The organism is Halobacillus sp. AWH4_228, assembly GCF_056158365.1.
In genome coordinates this window covers 1804089-1826695 of the sequence record NZ_JBSWTE010000001.1, presented here as the reverse complement: position 1 = coordinate 1826695, position 22607 = coordinate 1804089, and the positions used below count along the sequence as shown (strand labels likewise).

Sequence of the window (22607 nt, the reverse complement as noted above, 5' to 3'; positions counted from 1 at the left end):
CCCGGGGAGTGCCCCCGGGTATGCTTCAGGATATGAAGTCTGCTAGAAAGTTGAAAAAGGCGAGCCATGCTAAGGACGCGGCACTCATAGCCAGTACGAATATAGATAATATGGGATGAAACCCTTTTTTATACTGGGCCTGAAATATGAAGAGAGCAGAAACAACGATGCCTGCAGCGAAGGCAAAGCCGAACAATAGATTAATTGCCCCTTCAAAGGTGAAATCATATCTGAAAATGATGGTAAGCATGTATAGAATATCTATAGCAGCCAGAATAATTAAAAGACTTCTCTTCACGAATACTCCTCCAATTGTAATCTGTAGTCCTTCCTCCTTTGCCTTTTCCATAAAAAGATAAACGTACGGATGTTCGAACAGAGCACACAAAAAAACACCTGAGCATCTCAGGTGCTTTCGTCTTATAACAGAAACATTCCAGCAATACTGGCTGACAGGAAGTTGGCCAGTGTTGCGGCAGCGACAGCTTTAAGACCCAGGTTGGCTACGTCTTTCCTCCTGTCAGGAGCAAGGCCGCCAAGGGCGCCGATCTGTACGCCGATACCAGACAGGCTGCCAAAGCCCGTTAATGCAAAGGTCGTCACAATCTCTGCCTTCGCACTTAATTCATTTTTAGCTTCGCCAAGACTGGAAAACGCAACAAATTCATTGGCCATGATTTTCTCCCCAATAAATCCAGCTGCTCTAACAGCCTCTTCCCAAGGGACACCAATCACGAATGCCAGAGGAGCCAGCACATATCCAAGCAGCTGCTGAATGGTAATCGTAAAGCCGAACAAACCACCGATCCAGCTGACCATCCCGTTCAACAGGGCCAGAAGGGCGATGAACGACAGCAGGATCGCTCCGATATTCAAGGCCAGCCGTAAACCGGTCACCGCTCCGTTTGCCACAGCATCGAATACGTTCGACGTATCGCTGTCTTCCGGGTTGATATCAGAGAACTCTTCCGAACGCGGCTCAGTCTCTGGAAGAAACAATTTAGCCATCACAAGGGCCGCCGGTGCAGCCATAAAAGAAGCGGCCAGCAGATACTCTACGTTAATACCGAGAAGTGTATATCCTACAAGCGTTGACCCGGCTATAGAGGTGAATCCACCAGTCATCACAGCAAACAATTCCGATTTGGAAATTTTGGATATAAATGGACGGATCAATAACGGCGCCTCTGTCTGTCCGACAAAAATGTTCCCTGCAGCATTGATGCTTTCCACCTTCGTCGTGCCGAGAACTTTAGACAGGAATCCTCCGATCAGCTTTATGACGATCTGCATAATACCAAGGTGATACAATACAGCAATCAAAGAACTGAAGAATATGATCGTCGGCAGGACTTGAAAGGCGAACAGCATGCCCATCCCTTCCTGATTGATCAGCGGTCCATAAAGGAAACCGATTCCTTCCTCTGTGTATCCGATCAGCTTACTTACTCCGGAAGACATGGCTCCGAGTAGTTTCTGCCCTCCACTGGTTGCGAAAACCAGGAAGGCAAAAGAAACCTGCAGCAGAAGACCTGCGCCAACGGTTCTCCAGCGAATCGCTTTTCTATTTGTTGAAAATAGCAGGGCCAGAATGAAGACGACACTCACTCCGCCTAACCCCCATAAGATATTTATCATGTTGAAACCCCTCTTCCTTTTCATCCACTGTTTCATGTGCTACCGTTTCGAACTAAAGGATAAATGATACCAGTTGAAAAAAAGGGCCGCAATAGGTTTATAACAAGTAAGAATTGTCCGATAATGCAAAAAAATGGACCCCTTCTATGGGATCCATTTTCATTAAGAAGCATTTTTTTCGTAGGCTTTGTTCAGGTGACGACCAGACAGGAACCAGCCACCGACAGCGATACCAAGTAAAAGGGTCCAGAAGATCACCGTCCACACAAGACCATGAGCGAAATGTTCATCCAGTATACCGACATCCTTATGGGATAACGTTATGACAGCAAGTTTCACCCCCACCCAGGCAACAATTAGATAAGCCGTCGTCTCCAAACTTGGACGTGTTTCTAAAAGCTTCACGAACCAGGAAGCAGCGAATTTAATCAAGACCAAACCAGCAATACCTGCTGTTATAACCACGATGAATTGACCACCGTCCATGCCTCCGATTACTGGCAGCGGGGATTCCGGAAGCGCAAGAGCCAGCGCCACAGCAGCAAGGATGGAGTCGATAGCGAAAACCAGATCGGCAAACCCGATTTTCACAACCGTCGGCCAGAATCCCTTTCCTTTTCCTTCCTGTGCTGTTTCTTCATCGTCACTCTCCCTCGATAAAATATTTTTCAAACCAAGGTAGATCAGGTAGGCGGCACCAAGAGCCTGCACCTGCCATACACTGGCGATGAACGATATAGCAAATAAAGCACTGAAACGGAAAACAAAAGCACCGATAATTCCATAATTGATCGCCCGTTTCTTCTGGTCCTCCGGCAGATGTTTAGCTATCACGGCGAGAACAAGAGCATTATCCGCAGATAACAAACCTTCAAGACCGATTAAAATTAACAGGGTCCACCCGTATTCAATCCAAATAGATTCCATGTTTTATTCCCCTTCCTGATGAAGGCTTCTGTATCGTTTACAGAAGCACACAAAAAGACCCTTACCCTGATTGGTAAAGGTCCTGCCAGCAGCATGTATGCCGCCAGTAAAGCCGAGAGTGGAAACTCTGTCATGATGACTTTACTGTTAAAGCTACTCCCCTTCATAACTAGTAAAACTATAGCAGAAGGATAGAGAAGTGGTCAATACAGCTTAAAAACTATACACGGCACAAAGAAGGGATGCCTTGAAGTTCCTGATTCACTTCCGCCGCAATCATAACAGAAATCCTCTTCTGCGATTCTTCTGTTAAACCGGCGATGTGAGGGGTCAGCCTGACGCCTGGTGCATGGAGGATAGGGCTTTCAGGTTGGACAGGTTCATTTTCCAGCACATCGAGAAAAGCACCTGCCAAACGCCCTTCATGTAAGGTGTCAGCCAGAGCAGTCTCATCGACAATGCCGCCCCTTGCGGTATTGATGACCCAGGCAGAAGGTTTCATCATCCGTAAGGCTTCTCTGTCCACAAGGTTTTTCGTGGCCGCATTGAATGGCACGTGAATGGAAAGAAAATCGGACGTCCTCAGTACGTCTTCCCATTCTTTTTTCACAACGCCCGTTTCGTCAATCATATAATCATATTCAGTACGAAAAGGATCATAGCCGATCACATTCATACCGAAAGCCTTTGCCCGTTTTGCTGTCCTGTGGGAAATCTCCCCCAGACCAATGAACCCGAGCGTTTTTCCACTTATTTCAAATCCGGTATGTACCTTTCTTTCCCACTTGCCTTCAGTCACACTCTTATGGGCTTCATGCAGAGGGCGGCGGGCGCTGAGAACCGCCTGCATCACATACTCCGCCACAGACACGGCATTCGCGTTTTTAGCTGAGATGACAGAAATCCCCCGGTTTTCCGCTTCGTTCCGTTCAATATTATCCAAACCTACGCCCAGCCGGCCGATGACCTTAAGATTTGGTGCACAGCTCAACAGCTCCTCATCCACCTGGGTCTGGTTCCGTACAATCAACGCATCAGCGTCCCGAAGATGCTCCAGCAGCCCTCTTCTGTTCTTATACCATTCTTTATCGTATGTTACTTCGTGGCCTTGATTCTCAAGAATCTCCACGCCCTCCGGCCATATTACTTCACTTATGAGAATATTCACAGTTCTCCCACCCTTTCCTTTCTTTCATTAAACCATTTTGTTGGAGAAGGGACAAAGGATGTCGTATGGTTTATCGAATTTGAAGGATAATCAATCAAGGTGACCAACCAGCAGTCAGAAAAAGACTGCGCCGATCCAAGGTTCCTTAGAAAATCCCGTGCGGTTTCCTTTACACCTCTTTCTCAGGATGCCTTTTTAAAATCCGTTCATCTCCGTCATTTCTACTGCTCATAGCCGAATATCACCTTTTGACAGGCTTCACACCTATGAGCTGGAATCTTCCTTACTTTAAGAAGCGCACTTTCTACCAGAACCTCACTACCAAAATCCATAACAATCGAATCAGGCGATTCTGACCAGCAAATCTTCCGCGGAGAGAATATGTATCCCGCTTTAAGTTTTCGGACACAGTCAGGGCATAGCATGATGTCCTTGTTCATTTTTTCAGCACCACCTTTTTAATGCTTGGAAGGGAACAGCGGACTCTTGTGGTTATAAAACGCTTTAACCTCCACATAAATAGACATGAGCTTCCACTTATTCAAAAGACTCCGCTACTAAAACGAGGGTATCTTTAGATAACTGCTCCAGACGACTTTCGAGTTTATAGGTGATAGCTTCTGCCGTCCATTTCAAATATTTTGTGTTGTTATCCACGGCATACTTTCCTGTACCATCACCAACAGCAATCTCTTCCGTTTCCATGCCCTCCAATGGAAGATCTCCCTCTTTCATCGTGGTCAATGTCATGGATTCTCCCGACTCACCATGAAAAATAAACACTAAAAGAGTATCTTTATCTTCCTTCGTTCCAGCTTTTATTTCGACACCATGCACCTCATAAGGCATCACTTGAGGGAATTGGGGCTGAAACGATTCATCAGAAGAACGGGTCTCCAGACTTGAATGGTCATACTCATATAATCCGTCCGATGTTTTTTCCACGGTATCAAAAGCATGCCTCAATGCCTGGCCCTCCGTAAAATAGATCCGAGTGATTTCCCCATCTTCATTTGTGTTTACTCTCCCACGAACATCAGCCGTTTCACCATTATCTACATTCACCTGGTAATCAAAAATATAATCTGTTGCTACGTCGCTTTGCTGGATGTCTTTATTTTCTACTTCCATCTTCACTTCACTGCTGTACGCTTGTTGGTGATACCTTGTAAGCAGATTCGTCTTCATCGCCTGATCCATATAATCCTCCGTTAAATAGGGTGCGAACTGCTCCGTATAATAGGCATGAACCTTTTCATAACTGCCTTCTTCATACAACTCCTTAACCTCTTCTCCCGGTCCTGTGAACAGCTGCGCGAGCACTTTCGATACATCATCTTTCGTTGTGGTATTTTCTTCATGGTCTAAAGAAGACTGGGAAGATGTGCATCCTGCAGTAAAAAAAAGAACAGCAAAGACAATGGAAACCTTTTTGATCATGAAACAACCTCCACCTCTCCTTCTTTCCTGACTCTACGAACACCAGGGGTATCCAGTTTCAAAATTTAGTAAATGATTCCTTATTTTAGAACATATCAAACGTTGTTGACGAAAAAAAGAAGCTGCGTTTAAGCAGCTTCCTTGTCTACTCTTGATTTTTTTGTTTCCCAAAATGGAAAATGCCGACCAATATACCCAGGGCCGTCATGCATAAAGCGAGAATAAGTCCGGCCCACGGACCGACCCCGGCAATGAATGGGACAGAAAGTGCGGTGACGAGGCCACCTCCTAAAAATGGTTCATAAACGAGCTGCTTATATCCGAAAGCTTCAAATGCCGGGGACTCGTTGTCCGGATCGACGATGCGCATCAATAGAAGGCCCGTGGCCGTCACCCCCATGGATTGACCAAAATCTCCGATCCCTCGTTCAAACCAGTAATTTGGAATGATCTTGGGAGCAAGGAAAATAAAGCTGAAGAGGTTCCATGAAATCCCGGCCACAGCCAAAATTAAGAAAGGCACAAGATAGTCCCCGATCACTTCCAGGGAAACCGTTGCGATGGCTGAGATAATTAACAAGTCCAGAGCCAGCCCCTGGATGCGGTTCACCATTCTCCGATCAATCAAATTGTATTTATCATTTTTGTTAAAGAAAATCTGAATGATAATGCCGCCGAACATAGCAACCGGAAACAATGGAATGTATGTCATGAAGCTTGATCCTGTCCAATTGGCAATCGTGATGCTTTCAAGTCCGATCAGCCCTTGTAAAATACCCCAGCCAATCAGAATGGCGACCATTATGATGGAGAGGTGGAAGGATAACGGCTCGATGGATTCAGGGCGGAGAGTCATTTTCCCGGCAGGTTCACGATTCTGATATTCCATAATGCCGCTCTTCCGCAGTTCAGAAAATCCATCAACATCCTTGATGACCTCGGTCTTGTTGTTCCGGACCGCCCAGTTAATCAAGATAATACCAAAGATGACCCCTGATAAAACACCCACAGTGGCCAGGCCGATCGCTAAATCGAAGGCTTCTGAAAAACCTAGCTCTTCAAATGTACTTGCCATTCCCGCCGCTGTACCGTGTCCTCCTTCAAAAGCCACTTCAATAAGAGCACCGGCCATCGCTGGAATATCGAAAAAGGGTGTTAAAATCAGCAGTACGACTAACAAGCCGATGACATACTGTCCCCACCCGACGGCCCAGCCAAAGGCAAGCTGAGGGCCGCCGTAGGTCCACACGTCTTTCAATTTAGGCATAGCCGCTCCCAAGAAGAGAGAAGCAAATACTACGTTAATCATTAACCCTGGAAGGGCTGACCAAACCTGGATAATCGTATCTGTCATAATGCCGTTCGTTAAGAAATGCCCTTCTGCCACAAATTGGGCTGCAATTTTCCCAAGCACCTGCGGACCTAATAATAAAGCTATAAAGCCGCCGATAATCGATGCCGGCAGAAAAAGATCCTGAAATATTTTCACTTTTACTCTGATAATCTTCCCGATGATAAGAAATACACCAATGTATAATAGCGCAAAACCTATTTGTTCCGGACTCATTATCCCATCACCCCGCTGTTTTTAAACTTCAATTCATGAATAACCTTTTCCCCCGATTCCCGCTGAAAAAAGAGTTTTAAACGCTTATGAAAAAAGAAAGACTTTTCAATCATTTCCTTTGAAAAGTCTTTCTTTCTTATACATCCTATCCTAGATCCCAACCGATCCCCTCTATGGAAATCATCCTCTTTCCTGAACCTGATGACAGGCACTGTTCCTGAACGAAATCGATGATTTTTTGGAGGTGTGGATTCTGAGGGGGTTGTGGCCTTATACGATTCATCAACAAAAGCCGAATTGAAAACGAAATGAACTTCGACCATGGGTAACTTCAGCAAAGAACGAGGTTTACGTTTCATCATCGAATGGGGAATGCTTTACCTACATGTATAATTCGGTCTGTATTATTCCGGCTGCCTTAGTAAAAATAATAGAAAACCCATCTGCTTCTCTATCTTTTCAGCGACTGTGATATTCATCTATACCATAGTTCATATCCTGTCATAGAATGTACTATCTTGATATTCAGGAGGTGTATGGTATGAATCATAAACCGTGTAAAAAGGATTCTCATCCCGATGTGGATGTAATCACCTGCAGCTGCTGTGTTACTGGACTAGCTAATCTCATCTCCAGCCGTTTCCGCTGCGGAGATACGATTGGCATCACTTTCTTCGTAGAAGAAGGAGCAGGCATTTTTGTCGGCAGGTATCGAGGACTGGAAGACTATGTTCTTGAAATCGATGATCTACTTGTACCTGGGACAACCAGTTTCATTCCACTATGTGATGTAGGGAGTGTCGAAAAAGGCCTTCCGCTGCAGGAGGAACCTATGCAGATCAGCAAGGTCACCAGGGTGACAGAGTAAACGTATAGATCGACCCTCTCATTGAACAAAGAAAAGGGAGCCACTTTTATCGTGCTCCCTTTTTTTTCGTGATGTAATCTGAAATCCCTTCACTCATCCTGATGCATTAGTGGCTCCAGTTCAGCTAGTAAGCGAGTGGTTTCATCCAACAGCTCTTGGTATTGCACAATGCCGGTGATCAATACGGCTGTGTAGACGCCTGTACCCAGTATAAATAAAACTCCCTTCCAAAAAGGATTCAGACTCGTATCCTTCTCTTTGATGCTGGATTTCAATCTTATAAGTTTAGATAGAGGGAAATAGAACAATAGCAGGACATAAGAAAGGAAGGCCGCATACATTTGTCTTAATTGTTTTTCATTCACCCAGAGATACGTCAGTTCTTCCGGCTTGTCCTCCAGCGACTTCCAGCTTATAACAGTTTGATGAACGGTGCTTCCTCTCCAATTATATTCTTCGACCCTCGTTGTCTGATCTCCCAACTCTTTGACGCCTACCCCAAAAGGAGCGGGAGTATCTCCGAATGATACGACATGATACACAATAAAGATAAGAATGATGAATAGAAAATGGATTGCTTTGTCCATGCTCTCCTCCTCTCCCACCTTGAGACAACACTTTCATCTTCTATTGAATCTATTTCTCTAAGGTTTCCATCAATATGTAAAAGTACCGGGGATCACCTGTGTTGAAGTACGTATACCACGCTTCCAGGGTTCTTTCCGAAAAAACGTCCAAGTGCTTAAGTATAAGATTCGCAAATAAAAGGGCTCCTGCAGAGCTGGCTGTTATAAGGTTCTGATCCGCTACGGCCTTTATGTCCTTGTAATACGCCTCCCCATCATAGTTCGGACGGACCATATAAAGATATTCAAGACTGTTGCTGTTATGGAAACGAATGTTTAACAAACCGGCTTCAGCAAGCATCGGTGTGGCCCCACAAATGGCAGCAACCGTCGCCCCACAGTCCAGAAGCTTCGCTGCTTTATGTATGATGGGTTGATGGATACATCGGTTCCACGTATCTGCTCCGGGCAGCAGCAAAACGGTCGAAGGAGAAAGGAGGATCTCATCCGTGGTTATATCAGGTGTAATCCTCATCCCTCCTTTTGTCGTAATTGTTTCTTTTCCTGCCCCTGCCACCTGAAGTGAAACATCTTCCCGTCTTCTTTTAAAGTACTGCCCCGAGTTCAACTCAGCGGTTACATAGCCAAGTTCCCAGTCTGCCAAGGTATCTAAAGCATAGACATAAACGTTCATTCTACCAACCTCCATTTTTTACGCACTTCCCACCACAATCCCTAAGACAGAAAAACCATTCCTGTTAAGACAGAACACATCGCCTGCTCCCCCATACAAAACCTTCTATAAGGGACTACGAAATGCCTTGTATAAAGTTTCATAATGAAGAGAACCCCTCCACCTATAAGTCTACGTTCATTTTCCCATTATCGTCGAAACGGCGCTGCCTTCTTAACTTCCGCTTTTAAATACCGGTGTATTTTTTCCGAAAATTCTATTGATTCTCACTATATTTTCCTGTAATGTATAACGCAAGCGAAAGGATACACGTTGATCAAACGGATCAGCTGCTTTAAAAATTACATACGAACTTATCCAGAGAGGTGTAGGGACTGGCCCTTTGATACCTCAGCAACCAGCCATTGGCACGGTGCTAAATCCAGAAGGCAGTTATACTGCCTTGAAGATAAGGAGTCTTAGATAAATGGAAGGCCCCTTATCAAAGGAGGTCTTTTTTTAATGGAAATATACACCACTTCTTCTGTTAAAAAGAGCTCCATCAGAATCTGTGAGTCAGCATATTCCTTTAGAAGGATGAGCTTTCTAATATATTTATTCAATACCAAATGGAAAGGTTGTTGTGAAATGAAACGATCATTAGAGCAGAGGTTACAGGATGGACCCGTCATTTGTGGAGAAGGTTACTTGTTTGAATTGGAGCGCCGCGGCTATTTACAAGCTGGATCCTTCGTACCGGAAGTAGCGCTGGATAACCCGGAGGCACTCAAACAGACTTATCGAGACTATATGCTTGCGGGCTCCGACGTTGTGTTAGCATTCACGTATAACGGTCACCGCGAAAAAATGAGAATTATTGGAAAAGAAGAATTACTGGAACCGCTCAACCGTCAGGCAATTCGTCTGGCTAAAGAGGTGGCTCAAGAGCATCCAGAGGAAGAAGCTCTTGTGGCTGGGAACGTTTCCAATACCAACCTGTTCAATCCGGATGATCCTGAAGCTGTTGAGAAAACAAGGAGCATGTTTGCAGAGATGATCGGCTGGTGTAAAGAGGAAGGTGTAGATTTCGTGAATGGTGAAACCTTCTACTACTATGAAGAAGCTCTGATTGCTCTTGAAGAAATTCAAAAGCAGGACCTCCCTGCTGTCATCACATTCGGTCTGATGGGGGAGAACGTCTTGCGGGATGGCTATGAAGTCGAAGAGGCCTGCCGCTTATTAGAAGAAAAAGGGGCGCTCGTTGTAGGAATGAACTGTTTCCGCGGTCCGGCAACGATGCAGCCGTACGTTGAGAAAATCCGTAAAACCGTGGACGGTTATGTTGGGGCCCTTCCAATCCCTTACCGGACAACGGAGGAGCATCCTACTTTCTTCAACCTGCCGGACGGTGGCTGTGCCTGCACGCTCCCAACGGAAACAACGTTCCCAACATCTCTCGACCCGCTCTATACGAACCGCTATGAACTGGCGGAATGGGCTAAGGAAGCTCACGGTATCGGTGTGAACTACCTGGGACTCTGCTGTGGAGCGTCTCCGGCTATGCTTCGTGAAGTAGTCGAAACTGTCGGACGCACAGCTGTAAACTCCACGTATTCACCAGATATGAAGAAACACTTCCTATTCGGCAGTGATGACACGCTGCAGGATCATATAACATCGTATAAAACAAAAGCCTAAGCAAAAAAAACGCCTGTCCTACTTGGACAGGCGGCTTTATTAAAACGAAAACGGCAGGGCTCACAATGCATTTGGATTCCCCTGGTTTTCTTCCCTTTTGTATAAGGTGCGTCCTTCCTTAATTGTTTCTTCAATCTGTATTTCTTTGATCTGCATGGGGTCTACTTGGAAGGGGCTCTGATCAAGGATGACCAAATCAGCTAGCTTCCCTGCATGAAGGCTTCCTTTTGTCTCTTCTTCTCCATATTGATAGGCGGCATGAATCGTAACGGCTTGAAGAGCTTCATACACGGTCGTACGCTGTTCTGCTCCAATCGTTACTCCTGTTCTCGTTTTTCTATTCACAGCACTCCAGATCGTTTGAAGCATGTTCGGCTTGATAACAGGAGCGTCCTGATGGAAATTGACAGGAAGACCTTTCTTTATGGCTGATTTAGCCGGACTGATCCGGTTTCCCCGCTCTTCACCGAGGTTTTTCAAGTGGACATCTCCCCAGTAATACGTATGATCAACAAACATAGAGGGGATCATTCCAATCTTCTTCATTTCATCCAGCTGATCATCACGGACGGTCTGGCAGTGAATCATGACCGGTCTGAGCACATCTTTCTCCGGATCTTCCGTTTCTTCTACAGAAGCTTTATAGCTTCTCAGCAGCTGATCGGCTGCTGCATCTCCATTGCAGTGAGTTAACAATTGAACATCGTCTTGAACCGCCTGTTTTGTAAACTGCTTCACCTGCTCATCGCTGTACCAGGCACTGCCTCTATACGTTTCCTCTCCTTCATAAGGTTCCGTAAGCCAGGCTGTTTTCCCCTGCGGAGAGCCATCTAAGAACATTTTGTATCCACCAAGCTTCAAGCGTTTATGGTATTGCTTCGCATAAAGAGGGTTGGATGCAAAGATCTCATTCGGATTGGTGTCCATAAGAGGGTAGGATACGACATCAATAAGCAGTCGGTCCTCTTCAGCTAAGGCTTTACACAACTCGACGAACTGCTGAGAGGCGGCTCCATCCTGCACAGTTGTTATCCCATTCTGTATATAAACGTTCTGTCCTTCTTCCACCATCTTCAAAGCATCCATTTCCATCCCTTGTTGCAGATACGGTTGAATTAATGAAAGACTTGTTTCCTCAAAATATCCGTTTGGTTCCATACTTTCTGCCATCCGGCCAATGGTTCCACCTTCGACTTCCTCCGTTTCGGAATCAACGCCTGCCATTTGCAGAAGAGCGTCGTTAGCACAACCCATGTGAGCGGAAGCGTGAAAAACAAAGAGAGGTCGATCTGTGACCTCGTTCAGGATATCCTTGGCAGGGTGGTGTCCCTCATCCAATATCGTGTGATCATAGCCAAACCCAATAATCACTCCGTCTTGTTCGTCTTCCTGCTGCTCTATGTATTGACGAAGCGTGCGCTTGACATCTTCAAAGTTTTCGCAGCCGCTCAGATCTGCCATCCGGGAAACCGGACCTACAAAAGAGATATGCCCGTGGGGGTCAATAAACGAAGGCATTAACGTTTTCCCTTTCAAGTCCACTTTTTCCACCTCTGATGGATGTGCTTCCTTCTCGATTTCCTGAAGTGCGCCCTTACGTTTAATCCATCCATCCTCGATTAAAATCGATTCGACAAACGTATTTTCCTCTTCCATAGTAAGAATATTTCCTCCGTAGTAAATCGTCTGCATGGTCATGTCTCCTCTTGTAATCGTCTAGGTCATGGGGGAAAGGTTCTAATGGTTTGATCTCCATTTTCCCCTTAAGTAATGAAGAGGATAGTATAACATGAGGAAAAAATGACCAAAAAGAGACTTTACACCGGGTTCCTTGCTCCTATTCTTTTAGGTCACCCTATTCATCCATCATGCACACATTTCTCCTTCCAAACCTCCCCTGTATGTTCATAATTCGTCTACTCTGCTCCGTTCCTCTTTATAAACACCCGGGTCCTTTATACAGGAAAACGGCTGATCCGCTTACGGGTCAGCCGTTCTGTGCAGGTCTCGGCAATCTTTGCATCATCGTCCATACAGACGCCGTTTTTTTAGAAAAGAAGGAACAGAATCTATCCAATCCTTCCATATTCTGATAGCATTCCATATATCAAATCGTATGGAGGAAGTCACAATGAGTCAAAAGTCTGCTCTTTTTTCAATCGGTACAGGCGCCGCTTTATGGGGAATGATCGGTTTTTTCGTCACGTATTTGTACAGCATCGGGTTCACTCCTGCACAAGTCGTGTCGCTGAGGGTTTTATCAGCCAGCCTGCTTCTGGGGATTTACCTATTATCAAAAGACCGCCGCTTCTTTAAAATAAAAGCAGGCGACAGCCGATACTTTATCGGGACGGGGATCATCAGTATCGTCCTCTTTAACTGGTGCTTGTTCAGTGCGATTGAGGAAACGTCTATTTCTGTAGCATCCATCCTTCTCTACACAGCTCCGGCGTTTGTCACAATGCTTTCACGGCTGATTTTCAAAGAATCATTGACGTTGCGGAAAGTCTCTGCTCTTTTGATTACCTTTACAGGCTGTGCCCTTGTCGTCGGCATCGTTCCACATTCGGAACAATCCATTTCCATGTATGGACTGATTCTTGGACTTGGATCAGGATTCTTTTATGCGTTATACAGTATTTTCGGGAAGTTTGCCCTTGTGCACTATGATTCACTGACGGTTATCTTTTATGCGTTTGTATTCGCATCAATCGCTATCGTGCCATTCAGCGGCCTTTGGAATGAGGCTTCTTTATTTTCAACCGTATCCACATGGCTCTATGTACTGGGGCTGGGGCTCTTATCTACGATGCTTCCGTTTATTCTATACACGAAAGGTTTGAGTTTCATAGAATCGAGCAAGGCCTCCATTATCGCTACCATTGAACCAGTGGTCGCCACACTCATGGGTTTTCTCGTCTTTCGGGAGCAGTTGACCTTTTGGCAGTACGCAGGGGTCGGCCTCGTCATTACGGCTGTCATCATCGTACAGGAATCAAAGAAAAACAGCAGCGCCACCCACCGGGAAACGGAAAGATCAGCCGTCAACCAGCTTCGGGGTTGATGGATCCTTCATTTCACAGCCGTCTATTTCTACATAAAAAGGAACCGTTCATTTTATTCAATGAACGGTTCCTTTTATATGTTATCAATCATTTCCGTTTACTTACTGAGCTGTATATCCACCATCAATAAGAACGGTTTGGCCTGTTACACTCTTCGCCTTGTCACTGGCAAGGAACATAGAGTAGTCTGCAATTTCTTCTACTTGAAGCAGGCGTTTTTGAGGAACTAGTGGATAAATAACTTCCTCCAACACCTTTTCCAGTTCCACGCCACGGGATTTGGCAAGATCCTTCAATTGACCACGTACAAGTGGTGTATCTACATACCCAGGGGCTACAGCGTTAACTGTGATGCCATGTTCTGCACCTTCAAGGGCACTTACTTTCGTCAAGCCGATGACTCCGTGCTTGGCACTATTGTAAGCGGCTTTACCAGAGAATCCGATGACACCGTTAATGGAAGCCATGTTCAGGATACGTCCCTGCCCCTGCTCCTTCATAATCGGGAAGACCGCTTTCGTTGCGATGAATGGTGCTGTCAGCATGATGTCCTGCATCAACTTGAATTTTTCTGTCGGGAATTCTTCAAGAGGAGATACGTGCTGAAGCCCTGCGTTATTGATAAGTACGTCAATGCGGCCATAGGTTTCAACCGTCTGGTTAATAGCGGCATTGATTTCGTCTTCGCTCGTAACATCCGCTTTTACCCCCATAGCCGTTAAGTTCTGCTCGGTCAGCGACTTTGCGGCTTCTTGTACACCGTCTTCATTAATATCAGACAAGACGACTTTTGCACCGTTTTCTGCAAAGACTTTTCCGATTTGGTACCCGATTCCCTGAGCTGCTCCTGTAATAAATACAACTTTGTTTTCAACCATGTCTATCAACCTCTCTCATGTATGTTCTTGATGAGCTGCTGCTTTTAACTCAAATTCGATTGTACCCAAAAACAATTTCCATTTCATGCATTACGAATTATGCGGAATATTCGTTTTTCCCCGAAAAATGCATGAATTCTCTATCTTTCTATTTCTATTGATTACTGTAATGCGTGAGAGTAAGATATTTCTTGTTGCAAAATATTGTCGAGTTTTGTCAAACGCAATTCTACTTATAATAATTACCAAAAGGAGGTAATACCATGTTTGCTATTATCATAGGACTTGTCTCTTTAATGATCATGGCGTACTTAGGCTGGTCCATACTATGGATTGCCCCAATTGCTGCTTCCATCGTAGCGATTCTATCAGGCATGAATATTCTGGATGCATTCACATCTGACTTCATGAGTGGGTTTGCTTCATTTGCGAGAGACTTCTTCCCCATCTTCCTGTTTGGGGCGGTCTTCGGAAAACTTATGGAAGTAACAGGGAGTGCCCGGAAAGTAGCCAGCTTTTTATCCAGAATTGTCGGAAAAGAGCGGGCGATTTTAGGGGTCCTTTTAGGTGCTGCCATCCTAACTTACGGCGGTGTGAGTCTATTTGTTGTCGTCTTTGTTATGTATCCTCTGGCTATTAACTTGTTCAGAGAAGCCGATATCAGTCGGAAAGTCATTCCAGGAACGATTGTGCTTGGTGCGTTCACCTTTACAATGACTGCTCTACCCGGTACAGCTCAGGTCCAGAACTATATTCCTACCGAATACTTTGATACAACGATGATGGCTGCGCCGATCATCGGTATTGTCACCGGATTGATTATGGCTGTCGGCGGATACTTTTATCTTTCCTACCGGGCGAATAAACTGACGAAAGCCGGAGAAGGCTTTACAGAGCCGCAGAATAAGGTTGGAACCGAGAGTTCCGGGAACGATCCCAGCGTCTTTTTATCCTTCCTGCCGCTTCTCTGTGTAGTCCTTTTGATTAACATCTTCAACGTAGAAATGCTGATTGCTTTATTCATCGGAATTATTCTAACGATTATCTTGAATTGGAAAGCATTCCACGAGTTCATCACAGCATTGAATGATGGAGCCAAAGGCGCTGTAACTGCCGTTGTGAATACAGGTGCAGCCGTTGGATTTGGAGCAGTCGTTCAGGCTTCCCCTGCTTTTCCAGCGATTAAAGAAGCGTTATTGAACATCAAAGGCGGCCTTGTCATTTCAGATGCGTTAGCTACTCAGGTGCTGGCGATGATCACCGGATCCGCATCAGGGGGAATGAACATTACCTTGAATGCTCTCGGATCTGACTATTACCAGCAGGCGATGGAGATGGGAATGAACCCGGAAATCCTTCACCGGATTACAGCCATTGCATCCGGAGCTTCGATTCTTCCGCATAACGGTGCCCTATTGACTGTATTTGCGATTACAGGCTTAACCCACAAAGATTCCTATAAAGATATCTTCATCGTTGCTCTGCTCATTCCGTTTGTGGCAACAGTAGTAGGAATTTTGATGTCCTATATTGGAATTGTATAAAACAGACCGAGGAGACTATATCCTTTGCCTGTGAAAGAATTCCTGAAAAATAAGCAGGATCCGTCGTATATTGTTTCGGCGGATCCTGCTTATTTTTATCCATACCGTTTTTTCCAAGCGGGCGGATTTTAACAGCAGAAGTCATAAGGGTGCAGTGGCGGTTCGGCTTGATAGCTCCAGGGAGATACCAATTTTGAGTCATTCCATCCCCATGCGGCAAGAGCAGATCCGCAGGCATCCAGCGTATGGACATGTTCGAGTGATTCTTCCGGAATATCGAGCATATTCATGTGATCCCTCAACCAATCCAGCACTTCTTTTCGGATAGAGCGGTCTTTTTTGTACGAAAGAAAATGGTCTGCGTCATCCACCCGTGTCAGAACAGCTGCACCGGGATGGACTTCAACGACTTGAATATCATACGGCGTATCCAAATGGGAAAGCTCTCTTGATAACCGAATCCCCCTCAGAGTCAGGTACACCATTCGTGTCATAGTCGGAGTCATAATGGAGGAGGATCGTCCTCCTTCTCCCATAAGGAACTGCCGTAAAGAACGGTCTCTCATGCGATCGCCCCCACCATCCTGATAAGACAGTGGCGCATCGATTCCGACCACAACCTTCCCCTCTGATGCCAGCCTGCTCAGTGTATCTATAATGTCCCCGTCACTGGCCGGAGTAACTTTTTCTTTGAAAATCAGTGCATCTTTCCTGTCCTCAAAAATCATCACGACCGTATCGGCATGATTGCTCGGACCTGATAAGTCAATGCCTGCGTAATACACAGTAAATCCTCCTTTTCCTTAGTTCTGTTATACCTTCCAAACCCTTCGCAAAAACAGGAAGCGCATACAAAAGATCTCTTCCTTTTGGCTCAGGAAGAGATCTTCAAGGGGATCAGACGCTTGATATTGCAGAAGCGGTCTTATATTTATAGACCGTTTTGTAAACATTCATGATGTTTTTTGCGGTTTCCTCAACAAGAGGACCAGCATGTTCACTTAAATAATCGAGAGTGGAGGGCGCGTGGGCAATACTGAAAAAGGCTTGAATGCCTTTTTCTTCAAGAAGCGCATAACCATCGCTCAAACTCCCAGCTATACAAAAGACAGGAACGTTAAACTGTTTTGCTCTCATTCCTACGCCCATAGGAGCCTTGCCGAATAACGTCTGGCGATCTGTTTTCCCTTCCCCGGTAAGTACGAAATCCGCACCTTCCAGTTCAGCGTTGAAATCAATACTATCCAGAACGATTTCAATGCCCGGCTTTAATTCAGCGTTTAAGAACGCCATCAAACCAGCTCCCAGGCCTCCGGCTGCCCCAGCCCCTTTTTCATGCCTGATATCCTTATTGAGATATTTGTGAATCTGCATTCCATAATGATGTAACGCCTGGTCCAGTACTTCTACCATCTCCGGCGTGGCTCCCTTTTGAGGGCCGAAAACAGCCGAAGCCCCTTCAGGTCCACACAGTGGATTTTCAACATCACAGGCGGTTATGAACAGAGTAGAAAAAATCCTTTTGTCCAATTGATCCGTCCTGATTTCATGGAGATCCAAAAGTGCTTTCCCTCCATTAGGCAGCAGGCGCCCTTCCCTATCCAGCAGCTCTGCTCCAAGTGCGGCAGCCATACCCGCGCCGCCGTCATTAGTGGCACTGCCGCCTATGCCGAGGATTACTTTCTTTACTCCGTAATCCAGCGCTTTTTTAATCAGTTCACCCGTGCCGTATGTCGTTGTTTCATAGGGATTCAAATCTTCTTCGGCAAGGAGTGTAATACCGGAAGCTGCGGCCATTTCTATGACAGCCGTCTCCCCGTCTCCCAGAATGCCCCAAGCCGCTTGGACTTTTCCACCAAGGGGTCCGGTCACTTCGTTTGTTTGAAGCTTTCCACCCGTGCTCTTCACAAGGGACTCAACCGTACCCTCTCCTCCATCTGCAAGCGGAAATGAACGGACCTCACAGGAAGGAAACACCTGTTTAATGCCTTCTTCCATACTCCGGGCAACTTCAACAGCAGATAAACTGCCTTTATAAGAGTCAGGGGCTACTATACATTTCATAGACGTATCCTCTCCAAATGTCCTCCCGTACTTCGTTTACATAGAGTCTTGATCTTCTTCAAGCACCTCAAGGATTTCATTCCTTGCTCTTTTCCGGTGCGACTGCATCGAGGCCTGAGCCGCTTCTGCGTTACCCGCCTTCATACACGCAGCTATGGCCCTGTGCTCTACAATCGACTGCAGCGGGAGCGGACGTTTATTTATCGTAAGCAGGCGGGCGCGGTACAATTGATCGGCATGAACATCAATCACATTAGCCAGTCGTTGATTCCCTGCATGTTCTATAATTGTAAAGTGAAACAAGTTATCCAGCCTTGCCCATTCATCAAGATCATTGTGTGACAACGCCTGTTCCTGCTGGGAAATAAGTTCTTCCAGATGGTCCAGATCATCACCGTCCATGACTGATACAGCAAGGCCGGCGGCTAATCCTTCCAACATTTCCACCACTTCATAGATTTCTTTCAAATCTTTAGCAGATATCGGTTCAACTTCAAACCCTTTTCTAGGGATCAGGTGGACGACTCCTTCGGTCTGCAGACGGATTAATGCTTCCCTTACAGGAGTGCGGCTCATATCTAAAACTTCTGCAATCTCCCGTTCCAGGATGGTCGGGCCCGGCAGAAGCTTCAGGTTTCTGATTGCCAGTCGTAAAATCTGATACGCTCTGGCCGGCAGTTTTCGTTCGGACACATGATGGATGATCGGCGCCAACCGTTCCTTCATTTCCTCTACTCTTGTATGCGGTTCTGTACTCACTGATGATTGTTCTCTCATAAATTCACCACTCTGACTTTTGTCTTCCTTCCATTATAACAAGAAGAGAGTAAAAAGAGAGCGCACTCCCTTTTTACCCTGTATGGAATTTAGACATTTGCGTATTTGGATGAAATGTGTGAGATAATCGCGTCTGTGACTTCTCTTGTCGAGCTGGTTCCCCCAATGTCTGCTGTTAAGATACCATCTTTCGTTGTAGCACGGATGGCCTCATTAATTAAGTCTGCTTCCTGCTTCAGTCCAAGGTGTTCCAGCATGAGGGCAGCACTGCCGATGGTTCCGATCGGGTTGGCGATTCCCTGTCCTGCAATATCAGGGGCAGAGCCGTGGACAGATTCAAACATACTTGGGAAACGGCCGTCCAGATGAATATTTGCACTCGGGGCGATTCCAAGACTTCCAGCAAGAGCACTGCCGAGATCGGATAAAATATCCGCATGAAGGTTGGAAGCCACCACTACTTCAAGCTCTTCCGGATGAAGTACGAAGCGTGCAGCCATCGCATCCACGAGCCATTGATCGGTTTCGACTTCAGGATAGTCCCGGCTTACGCGCTTGAAAACTTCATCCCACAATACCATGCCGTACTGCTGGGCATTACTTTTTGTGACACTGGTCACTTTTTTCCGGTCTCTCTTCATGGCCAGATCAAAAGCGTGGCGAATCACTCGTTCACAGCCTTCCTCTGTAAATACAGAAGACTGGACGGCCACTTCTTTTCCAGGTCCGCGCCCGGCAAAATTACGACCGCCGATACCGGAGTATTCACCTTCTGTGTTTTCCCGGACTAACACCCAGTTCAACTTTTCCTTATCCGGATGATTCAATTTCCCTTCTACACCTGGCAGGAACTCAACCGGACGAATATTGGCCCACTGATCAAAACCTTGACAAATGGCAAGACGGAGTCCCCAGAGGCTTATATGATCGGGAACGGTCGGATATCCAACAGCTCCGAAGTAAATAGCATCATGATCTTTGATTCTTTCCAGTCCATCCTCATCCATCATCTTTCCATGTTCAAGGTAATATTCACACCCCCAAGGAAAGTAATCGCTTTCAAAAGTGAACTTATTAGAAGTCTTTGATAGATGATCGACGACACGAAGCCCTTCTTGAATGACTTCCTCTCCAATACCATCACCCGGAATTACAGCTAGTTTAAAATGTTGTTTGTTTTCCATCGATACATTCCTCCTGAAAGATTTTTTGTTTAACTATTCTAAATATTAATTAATGTATACGTTAATGTCAAATTAAATTTGATGTAAAAGATAAATATCCCAATTTTTGAAAATAGTTTGACAATAATGTATACGTAAAGTATCATTCAGACATGAAAGCGTTATCAAAAAGGTGAAAGGAAGGGATAAACGGATGTACTTACATTCTGTCTGGGAGCAATTATGGAAATGGGATCGCAGCCTTCGAAAGGATATAAAGCATGTAACTTCTTTTGTATTTGCAAAATCTTCTTCGAATGCAGCTGTACAGGAAGAGATTGATCCATCAAAGGAACTCGTCGATGACAAACCTCCACGACCGGGGAATTATTCCACCCCTCAGAAAATCGGATTGTTTGTGGGACCCCTTTTATATGTGTTGATTACCTCACTGGTTCAGCCGGAAGGAATGAACGCAGAAGCGGTCCAGATGCTTGGTCTGATCAGCTGGATTGCTACATGGTGGGTAACCGAAGCGCTGCCGATTCCGGTCACGTCCCTGCTTCCGCTGCTGCTTTTTCCGTTAACAGGAGTGATGGAGACCGGTGAAGTTTCCTCCTCTTATGGCGATCCTCTGATCTTTTTATTCGCTGGGAGTTTTATGATTGCTTTAACGATGGAAAAATGGAACCTTCATAAACGAATCGCTTTAGCTATCATTGCCTTTATAGGAAGTAGTCCGAATATGATTATACTTGGTTTCATGACAGCGACCGGTTTTTTATCGATGTGGATTTCCAATACAGCCAGTACAATGATGATGGTTCCAATCAGCCTGGCTGTTACGAAACACGTAGCCGAATCCTTGAAAAACAACACAGATGTAACTCCCGGAAACTTCCCTTTTGGTACCGCCATTATGCTCGGAACCGCGTATGCAGCAACCATCGGTGGATTCGGCACACTGATCGGTGCTCCGGCCAACACGATTTTGGCTGCAACGGTGAATAATTTATACGGCATTGACATTTCCTTTGCCCGATGGATGATGTTCGGTCTTCCCATGGTTGTTCTTCTTGTACCTCTCGTCTGGCTCTATCTTGTTAAAGTCGCCTATCCAATGAAAATCAAGAACATTCCAGGCGGAAGAAAAATTATAAAGAAGGAATTAAAAGAACTTGGAAAAATGAGTTACGAAGAGAAGATTGTACTGACTGTATTTTCCCTGACAGCGCTGGCTTGGATTACGCGGAGTCTTGTCCTTGAACGCTTTATTCCCGGTATTGATGACACGATTATCGCACTGCTTGGAGCAGTCCTGCTCTTCTTAATTCCTGCCAAAAATAAAGAAGGAAGCATTCTCGATTGGGATACAGTCCTGAAACTGCCCTGGGGAATCCTCTGGCTTTTCGGAGGAGGTCTCGCTCTTGCTGCGGGTATCGTCAGTTCCGGTCTGGATAAATGGATCGGCAGCCAGCTCGTCAATTACAGCAGCATCCCATTCTTCCTTATGATTGGTTTAATCATCGCCGTCATCACGATGTTAACCGAGTTCACATCAAACACAGCTACTTCTACAATGGTCTACCCTATTGTTGCTGCAGGCGCGGCTGCCTTAGGAACAGATCCTATTATTCTTATGGTGGCTGCTTGTATGGGTGCGACGTTTGCCTTTATGTTCCCTGTAGCGGCACCACCGAATGCGATTGTTTTTGCAACCGGTTACATCAAAATGAGCCGGATGGCTTCAACAGGAATCTGGCTGAACATCAGCTGCATCCTCTTCTCTATTGTCATCGTCTATTTCTACGTCCCTGTTATTTTTGGAGGTTTACTGAACTAACAACCTGACTCAGGGGGCTCTGCTTTGTGCAGGGCCTCTGTTTTATTCTTTTGGAAAGCGGATTACAAATCATGGATTAAGGGAATGGACGTACTGTATTTATTCATGACAAGGAGGGTATGGAATGACTGCAAAGAAAGTGTTGATCATTACTGGAGATGCTGTTGAAGCCCTGGAAGTGTACTACCCTTATTTCCGCTGCCTGGAAGAAGGTTTCGAAGTTGACATTGCCGCCCCTCATCAAAAGAAACTGAATACCGTCATCCATGATTTCGAGGATTGGGAAACGTATACGGAAAAGCCCGGATACTTAATTGAAGCCGGAATTGCATTTGCTGATGTGACACCGGAAAATTATGATGCCTTGATCATCCCTGGTGGACGTGCTCCGGAACACATCCGCATGAATGAAGAAATTCCGGGTATGGTCCGCCACTTTTTTGAAAACGATAAGCCGGTTGCCGTCATGTGCCATGGCAGCCTTGTCCTGACGACTGTCCCTGATGTGGCCCGCGGAAGGAAAATGACCGCATATTCGGCCTGCCAGCCGGAGGTGGAGAGTATTGGTGCCGAATATATGAATGAAATGAATTATGTTGATGGGAATCTCGTATCCGGACATGCCTGGCCGGATCTCCCGAACATTATGAAAGAGTTCGTGAAGCAGGTAAAAGAAACAACCGTCCATACGTAACTATAAAAAGGACACCTTGAGAAGGTGTCCTTTT

At 45.7% G+C, this 22607-nt stretch carries 22 protein-coding genes and 1 riboswitch; of the genes, 6 read left to right on the top strand and 16 right to left on the bottom strand.

The window, feature by feature from the left end; translation table 11 throughout:
* Positions 1 to 25 precede the first annotated feature (25 nt).
* The 8 genes from ACXADP_RS09155 to ACXADP_RS09120 form a co-directional block, all read right to left on the bottom strand.
* Entirely contained in the window at positions 26 to 298 is a 273-nt protein-coding gene (locus ACXADP_RS09155) for a hypothetical protein (protein WP_474971298.1), read from the bottom strand.
* Positions 299 to 420: 122 nt separating this feature from the next.
* Positions 421 to 1635: a NupC/NupG family nucleoside CNT transporter gene (locus ACXADP_RS09150; protein ID WP_474972299.1), complete on the bottom strand. Its 1215-nt coding sequence runs from the start codon at positions 1633 to 1635 to the stop codon at positions 421 to 423.
* 165 nt (positions 1636 to 1800) lie between these two features.
* Positions 1801 to 2565: a TerC family protein gene (locus ACXADP_RS09145; protein ID WP_474971297.1), complete on the bottom strand. Its 765-nt coding sequence runs from the start codon at positions 2563 to 2565 to the stop codon at positions 1801 to 1803.
* A gap of 220 nt (positions 2566 to 2785) precedes the next feature.
* Positions 2786 to 3733, bottom strand: coding sequence for a hydroxyacid dehydrogenase (locus ACXADP_RS09140; protein WP_474971296.1), 948 nt, complete (start codon positions 3731 to 3733; stop codon positions 2786 to 2788).
* 221 nt (positions 3734 to 3954) lie between these two features.
* Positions 3955 to 4158 (bottom strand): PF20097 family protein, encoded by a 204-nt coding sequence (locus ACXADP_RS09135; protein ID WP_474972298.1) that lies wholly within the window; start codon positions 4156 to 4158, stop codon positions 3955 to 3957.
* Between the two features lie 112 nt (positions 4159 to 4270).
* Positions 4271 to 5173: a DUF4367 domain-containing protein gene (locus tag ACXADP_RS09130; RefSeq protein ID WP_474971295.1), complete on the bottom strand. Its 903-nt coding sequence runs from the start codon at positions 5171 to 5173 to the stop codon at positions 4271 to 4273.
* 145 nt (positions 5174 to 5318) lie between these two features.
* Positions 5319 to 6740: a sodium/glutamate symporter gene (locus ACXADP_RS09125; protein ID WP_474971294.1), complete on the bottom strand. Its 1422-nt coding sequence runs from the start codon at positions 6738 to 6740 to the stop codon at positions 5319 to 5321.
* Positions 6740 to 7102, bottom strand: coding sequence for a hypothetical protein (locus ACXADP_RS09120; protein WP_474971293.1), 363 nt, complete (start codon positions 7100 to 7102; stop codon positions 6740 to 6742). The genes ACXADP_RS09125 and ACXADP_RS09120 overlap by 1 nt, the downstream gene beginning before the upstream one ends.
* A 179-nt stretch (positions 7103 to 7281) precedes the next feature.
* Here ACXADP_RS09120 and ACXADP_RS09115 point away from each other — a divergent pair, with 179 nt between their 5' ends.
* Positions 7282 to 7608, top strand: coding sequence for a hypothetical protein (locus ACXADP_RS09115; protein WP_474971292.1), 327 nt, complete (start codon positions 7282 to 7284; stop codon positions 7606 to 7608).
* A gap of 89 nt (positions 7609 to 7697) precedes the next feature.
* On the opposite strand, the gene ACXADP_RS09110 is transcribed toward ACXADP_RS09115, so the two are convergent.
* Both ACXADP_RS09110 and ACXADP_RS09105 read right to left on the bottom strand, forming a co-directional pair.
* Positions 7698 to 8195, bottom strand: coding sequence for a hypothetical protein (locus ACXADP_RS09110; RefSeq protein WP_474971291.1), 498 nt, complete (start codon positions 8193 to 8195; stop codon positions 7698 to 7700).
* Positions 8196 to 8244: 49 nt separating this feature from the next.
* Positions 8245 to 8868 (bottom strand): DJ-1/PfpI family protein, encoded by a 624-nt coding sequence (locus tag ACXADP_RS09105; RefSeq protein ID WP_474971290.1) that lies wholly within the window; start codon positions 8866 to 8868, stop codon positions 8245 to 8247.
* A 350-nt stretch (positions 8869 to 9218) separates the two neighbouring features.
* Positions 9219 to 9323, top strand: a riboswitch (SAM riboswitch).
* Positions 9324 to 9495: 172 nt separating this feature from the next.
* Between ACXADP_RS09105 and ACXADP_RS09100 the strand changes: the two genes are divergently transcribed.
* Positions 9496 to 10545, top strand: coding sequence for a homocysteine S-methyltransferase family protein (locus ACXADP_RS09100; protein ID WP_474971289.1), 1050 nt, complete (start codon positions 9496 to 9498; stop codon positions 10543 to 10545).
* 60 nt (positions 10546 to 10605) lie between these two features.
* Here the strand turns inward: ACXADP_RS09100 and ACXADP_RS09095 are convergent, their stop codons facing one another.
* Positions 10606 to 12237, bottom strand: a complete 1632-nt coding sequence (locus ACXADP_RS09095) for an amidohydrolase (protein ID WP_474971288.1) — start codon at positions 12235 to 12237, stop codon at positions 10606 to 10608.
* A gap of 439 nt (positions 12238 to 12676) precedes the next feature.
* Between ACXADP_RS09095 and ACXADP_RS09090 the strand changes: the two genes are divergently transcribed.
* A complete protein-coding gene (locus ACXADP_RS09090) occupies positions 12677 to 13609 on the top strand; it encodes a DMT family transporter (RefSeq protein WP_474971287.1) in 933 nt (310 codons plus the stop codon).
* 102 nt (positions 13610 to 13711) lie between these two features.
* On the opposite strand, the gene ACXADP_RS09085 is transcribed toward ACXADP_RS09090, so the two are convergent.
* The gene (locus tag ACXADP_RS09085) at positions 13712 to 14488 is read right to left on the bottom strand and encodes a 3-hydroxybutyrate dehydrogenase (RefSeq protein ID WP_474968868.1); all 777 of its coding nucleotides are present in this window, start codon (positions 14486 to 14488) and stop codon (positions 13712 to 13714) included.
* 263 nt (positions 14489 to 14751) lie between these two features.
* On the opposite strand from ACXADP_RS09085, the gene ACXADP_RS09080 reads away from it, so the two are divergent.
* Positions 14752 to 16032 (top strand): GntP family permease, encoded by a 1281-nt coding sequence (locus tag ACXADP_RS09080; RefSeq protein WP_474968869.1) that lies wholly within the window; start codon positions 14752 to 14754, stop codon positions 16030 to 16032.
* Positions 16033 to 16160: 128 nt separating this feature from the next.
* Here the strand turns inward: ACXADP_RS09080 and ACXADP_RS09075 are convergent, their stop codons facing one another.
* From ACXADP_RS09075 to ACXADP_RS09060, 4 genes are all read right to left on the bottom strand, one after another.
* On the bottom strand, positions 16161 to 16817 hold the full coding sequence (locus tag ACXADP_RS09075; protein WP_474968870.1) for a DUF429 domain-containing protein: 657 nt from the start codon (positions 16815 to 16817) through the stop codon (positions 16161 to 16163).
* Between the two features lie 112 nt (positions 16818 to 16929).
* On the bottom strand, positions 16930 to 18096 hold the full coding sequence (locus ACXADP_RS09070; protein WP_474968871.1) for a glycerate kinase family protein: 1167 nt from the start codon (positions 18094 to 18096) through the stop codon (positions 16930 to 16932).
* Positions 18097 to 18132: 36 nt separating this feature from the next.
* Positions 18133 to 18822, bottom strand: a complete 690-nt coding sequence (locus ACXADP_RS09065) for a GntR family transcriptional regulator (RefSeq protein WP_237417222.1) — start codon at positions 18820 to 18822, stop codon at positions 18133 to 18135.
* 140 nt (positions 18823 to 18962) lie between these two features.
* Positions 18963 to 20057 carry a tartrate dehydrogenase gene (locus ACXADP_RS09060; RefSeq protein ID WP_474968872.1) on the bottom strand — a complete coding sequence of 365 codons (1095 nt, stop codon included), beginning with the start codon at positions 20055 to 20057 and terminating at the stop codon, positions 18963 to 18965.
* A 193-nt stretch (positions 20058 to 20250) separates the two neighbouring features.
* Here ACXADP_RS09060 and ACXADP_RS09055 point away from each other — a divergent pair, with 193 nt between their 5' ends.
* Complete coding sequence (locus tag ACXADP_RS09055) at positions 20251 to 21879, top strand: SLC13 family permease (RefSeq protein WP_474968873.1); 1629 nt, start codon at positions 20251 to 20253, stop codon at positions 21877 to 21879.
* Between the two features lie 124 nt (positions 21880 to 22003).
* Positions 22004 to 22573 carry a DJ-1/PfpI family protein gene (locus ACXADP_RS09050; protein ID WP_474968874.1) on the top strand — a complete coding sequence of 190 codons (570 nt, stop codon included), beginning with the start codon at positions 22004 to 22006 and terminating at the stop codon, positions 22571 to 22573.
* The last annotated feature ends 34 nt before the right edge of the window (positions 22574 to 22607 follow it).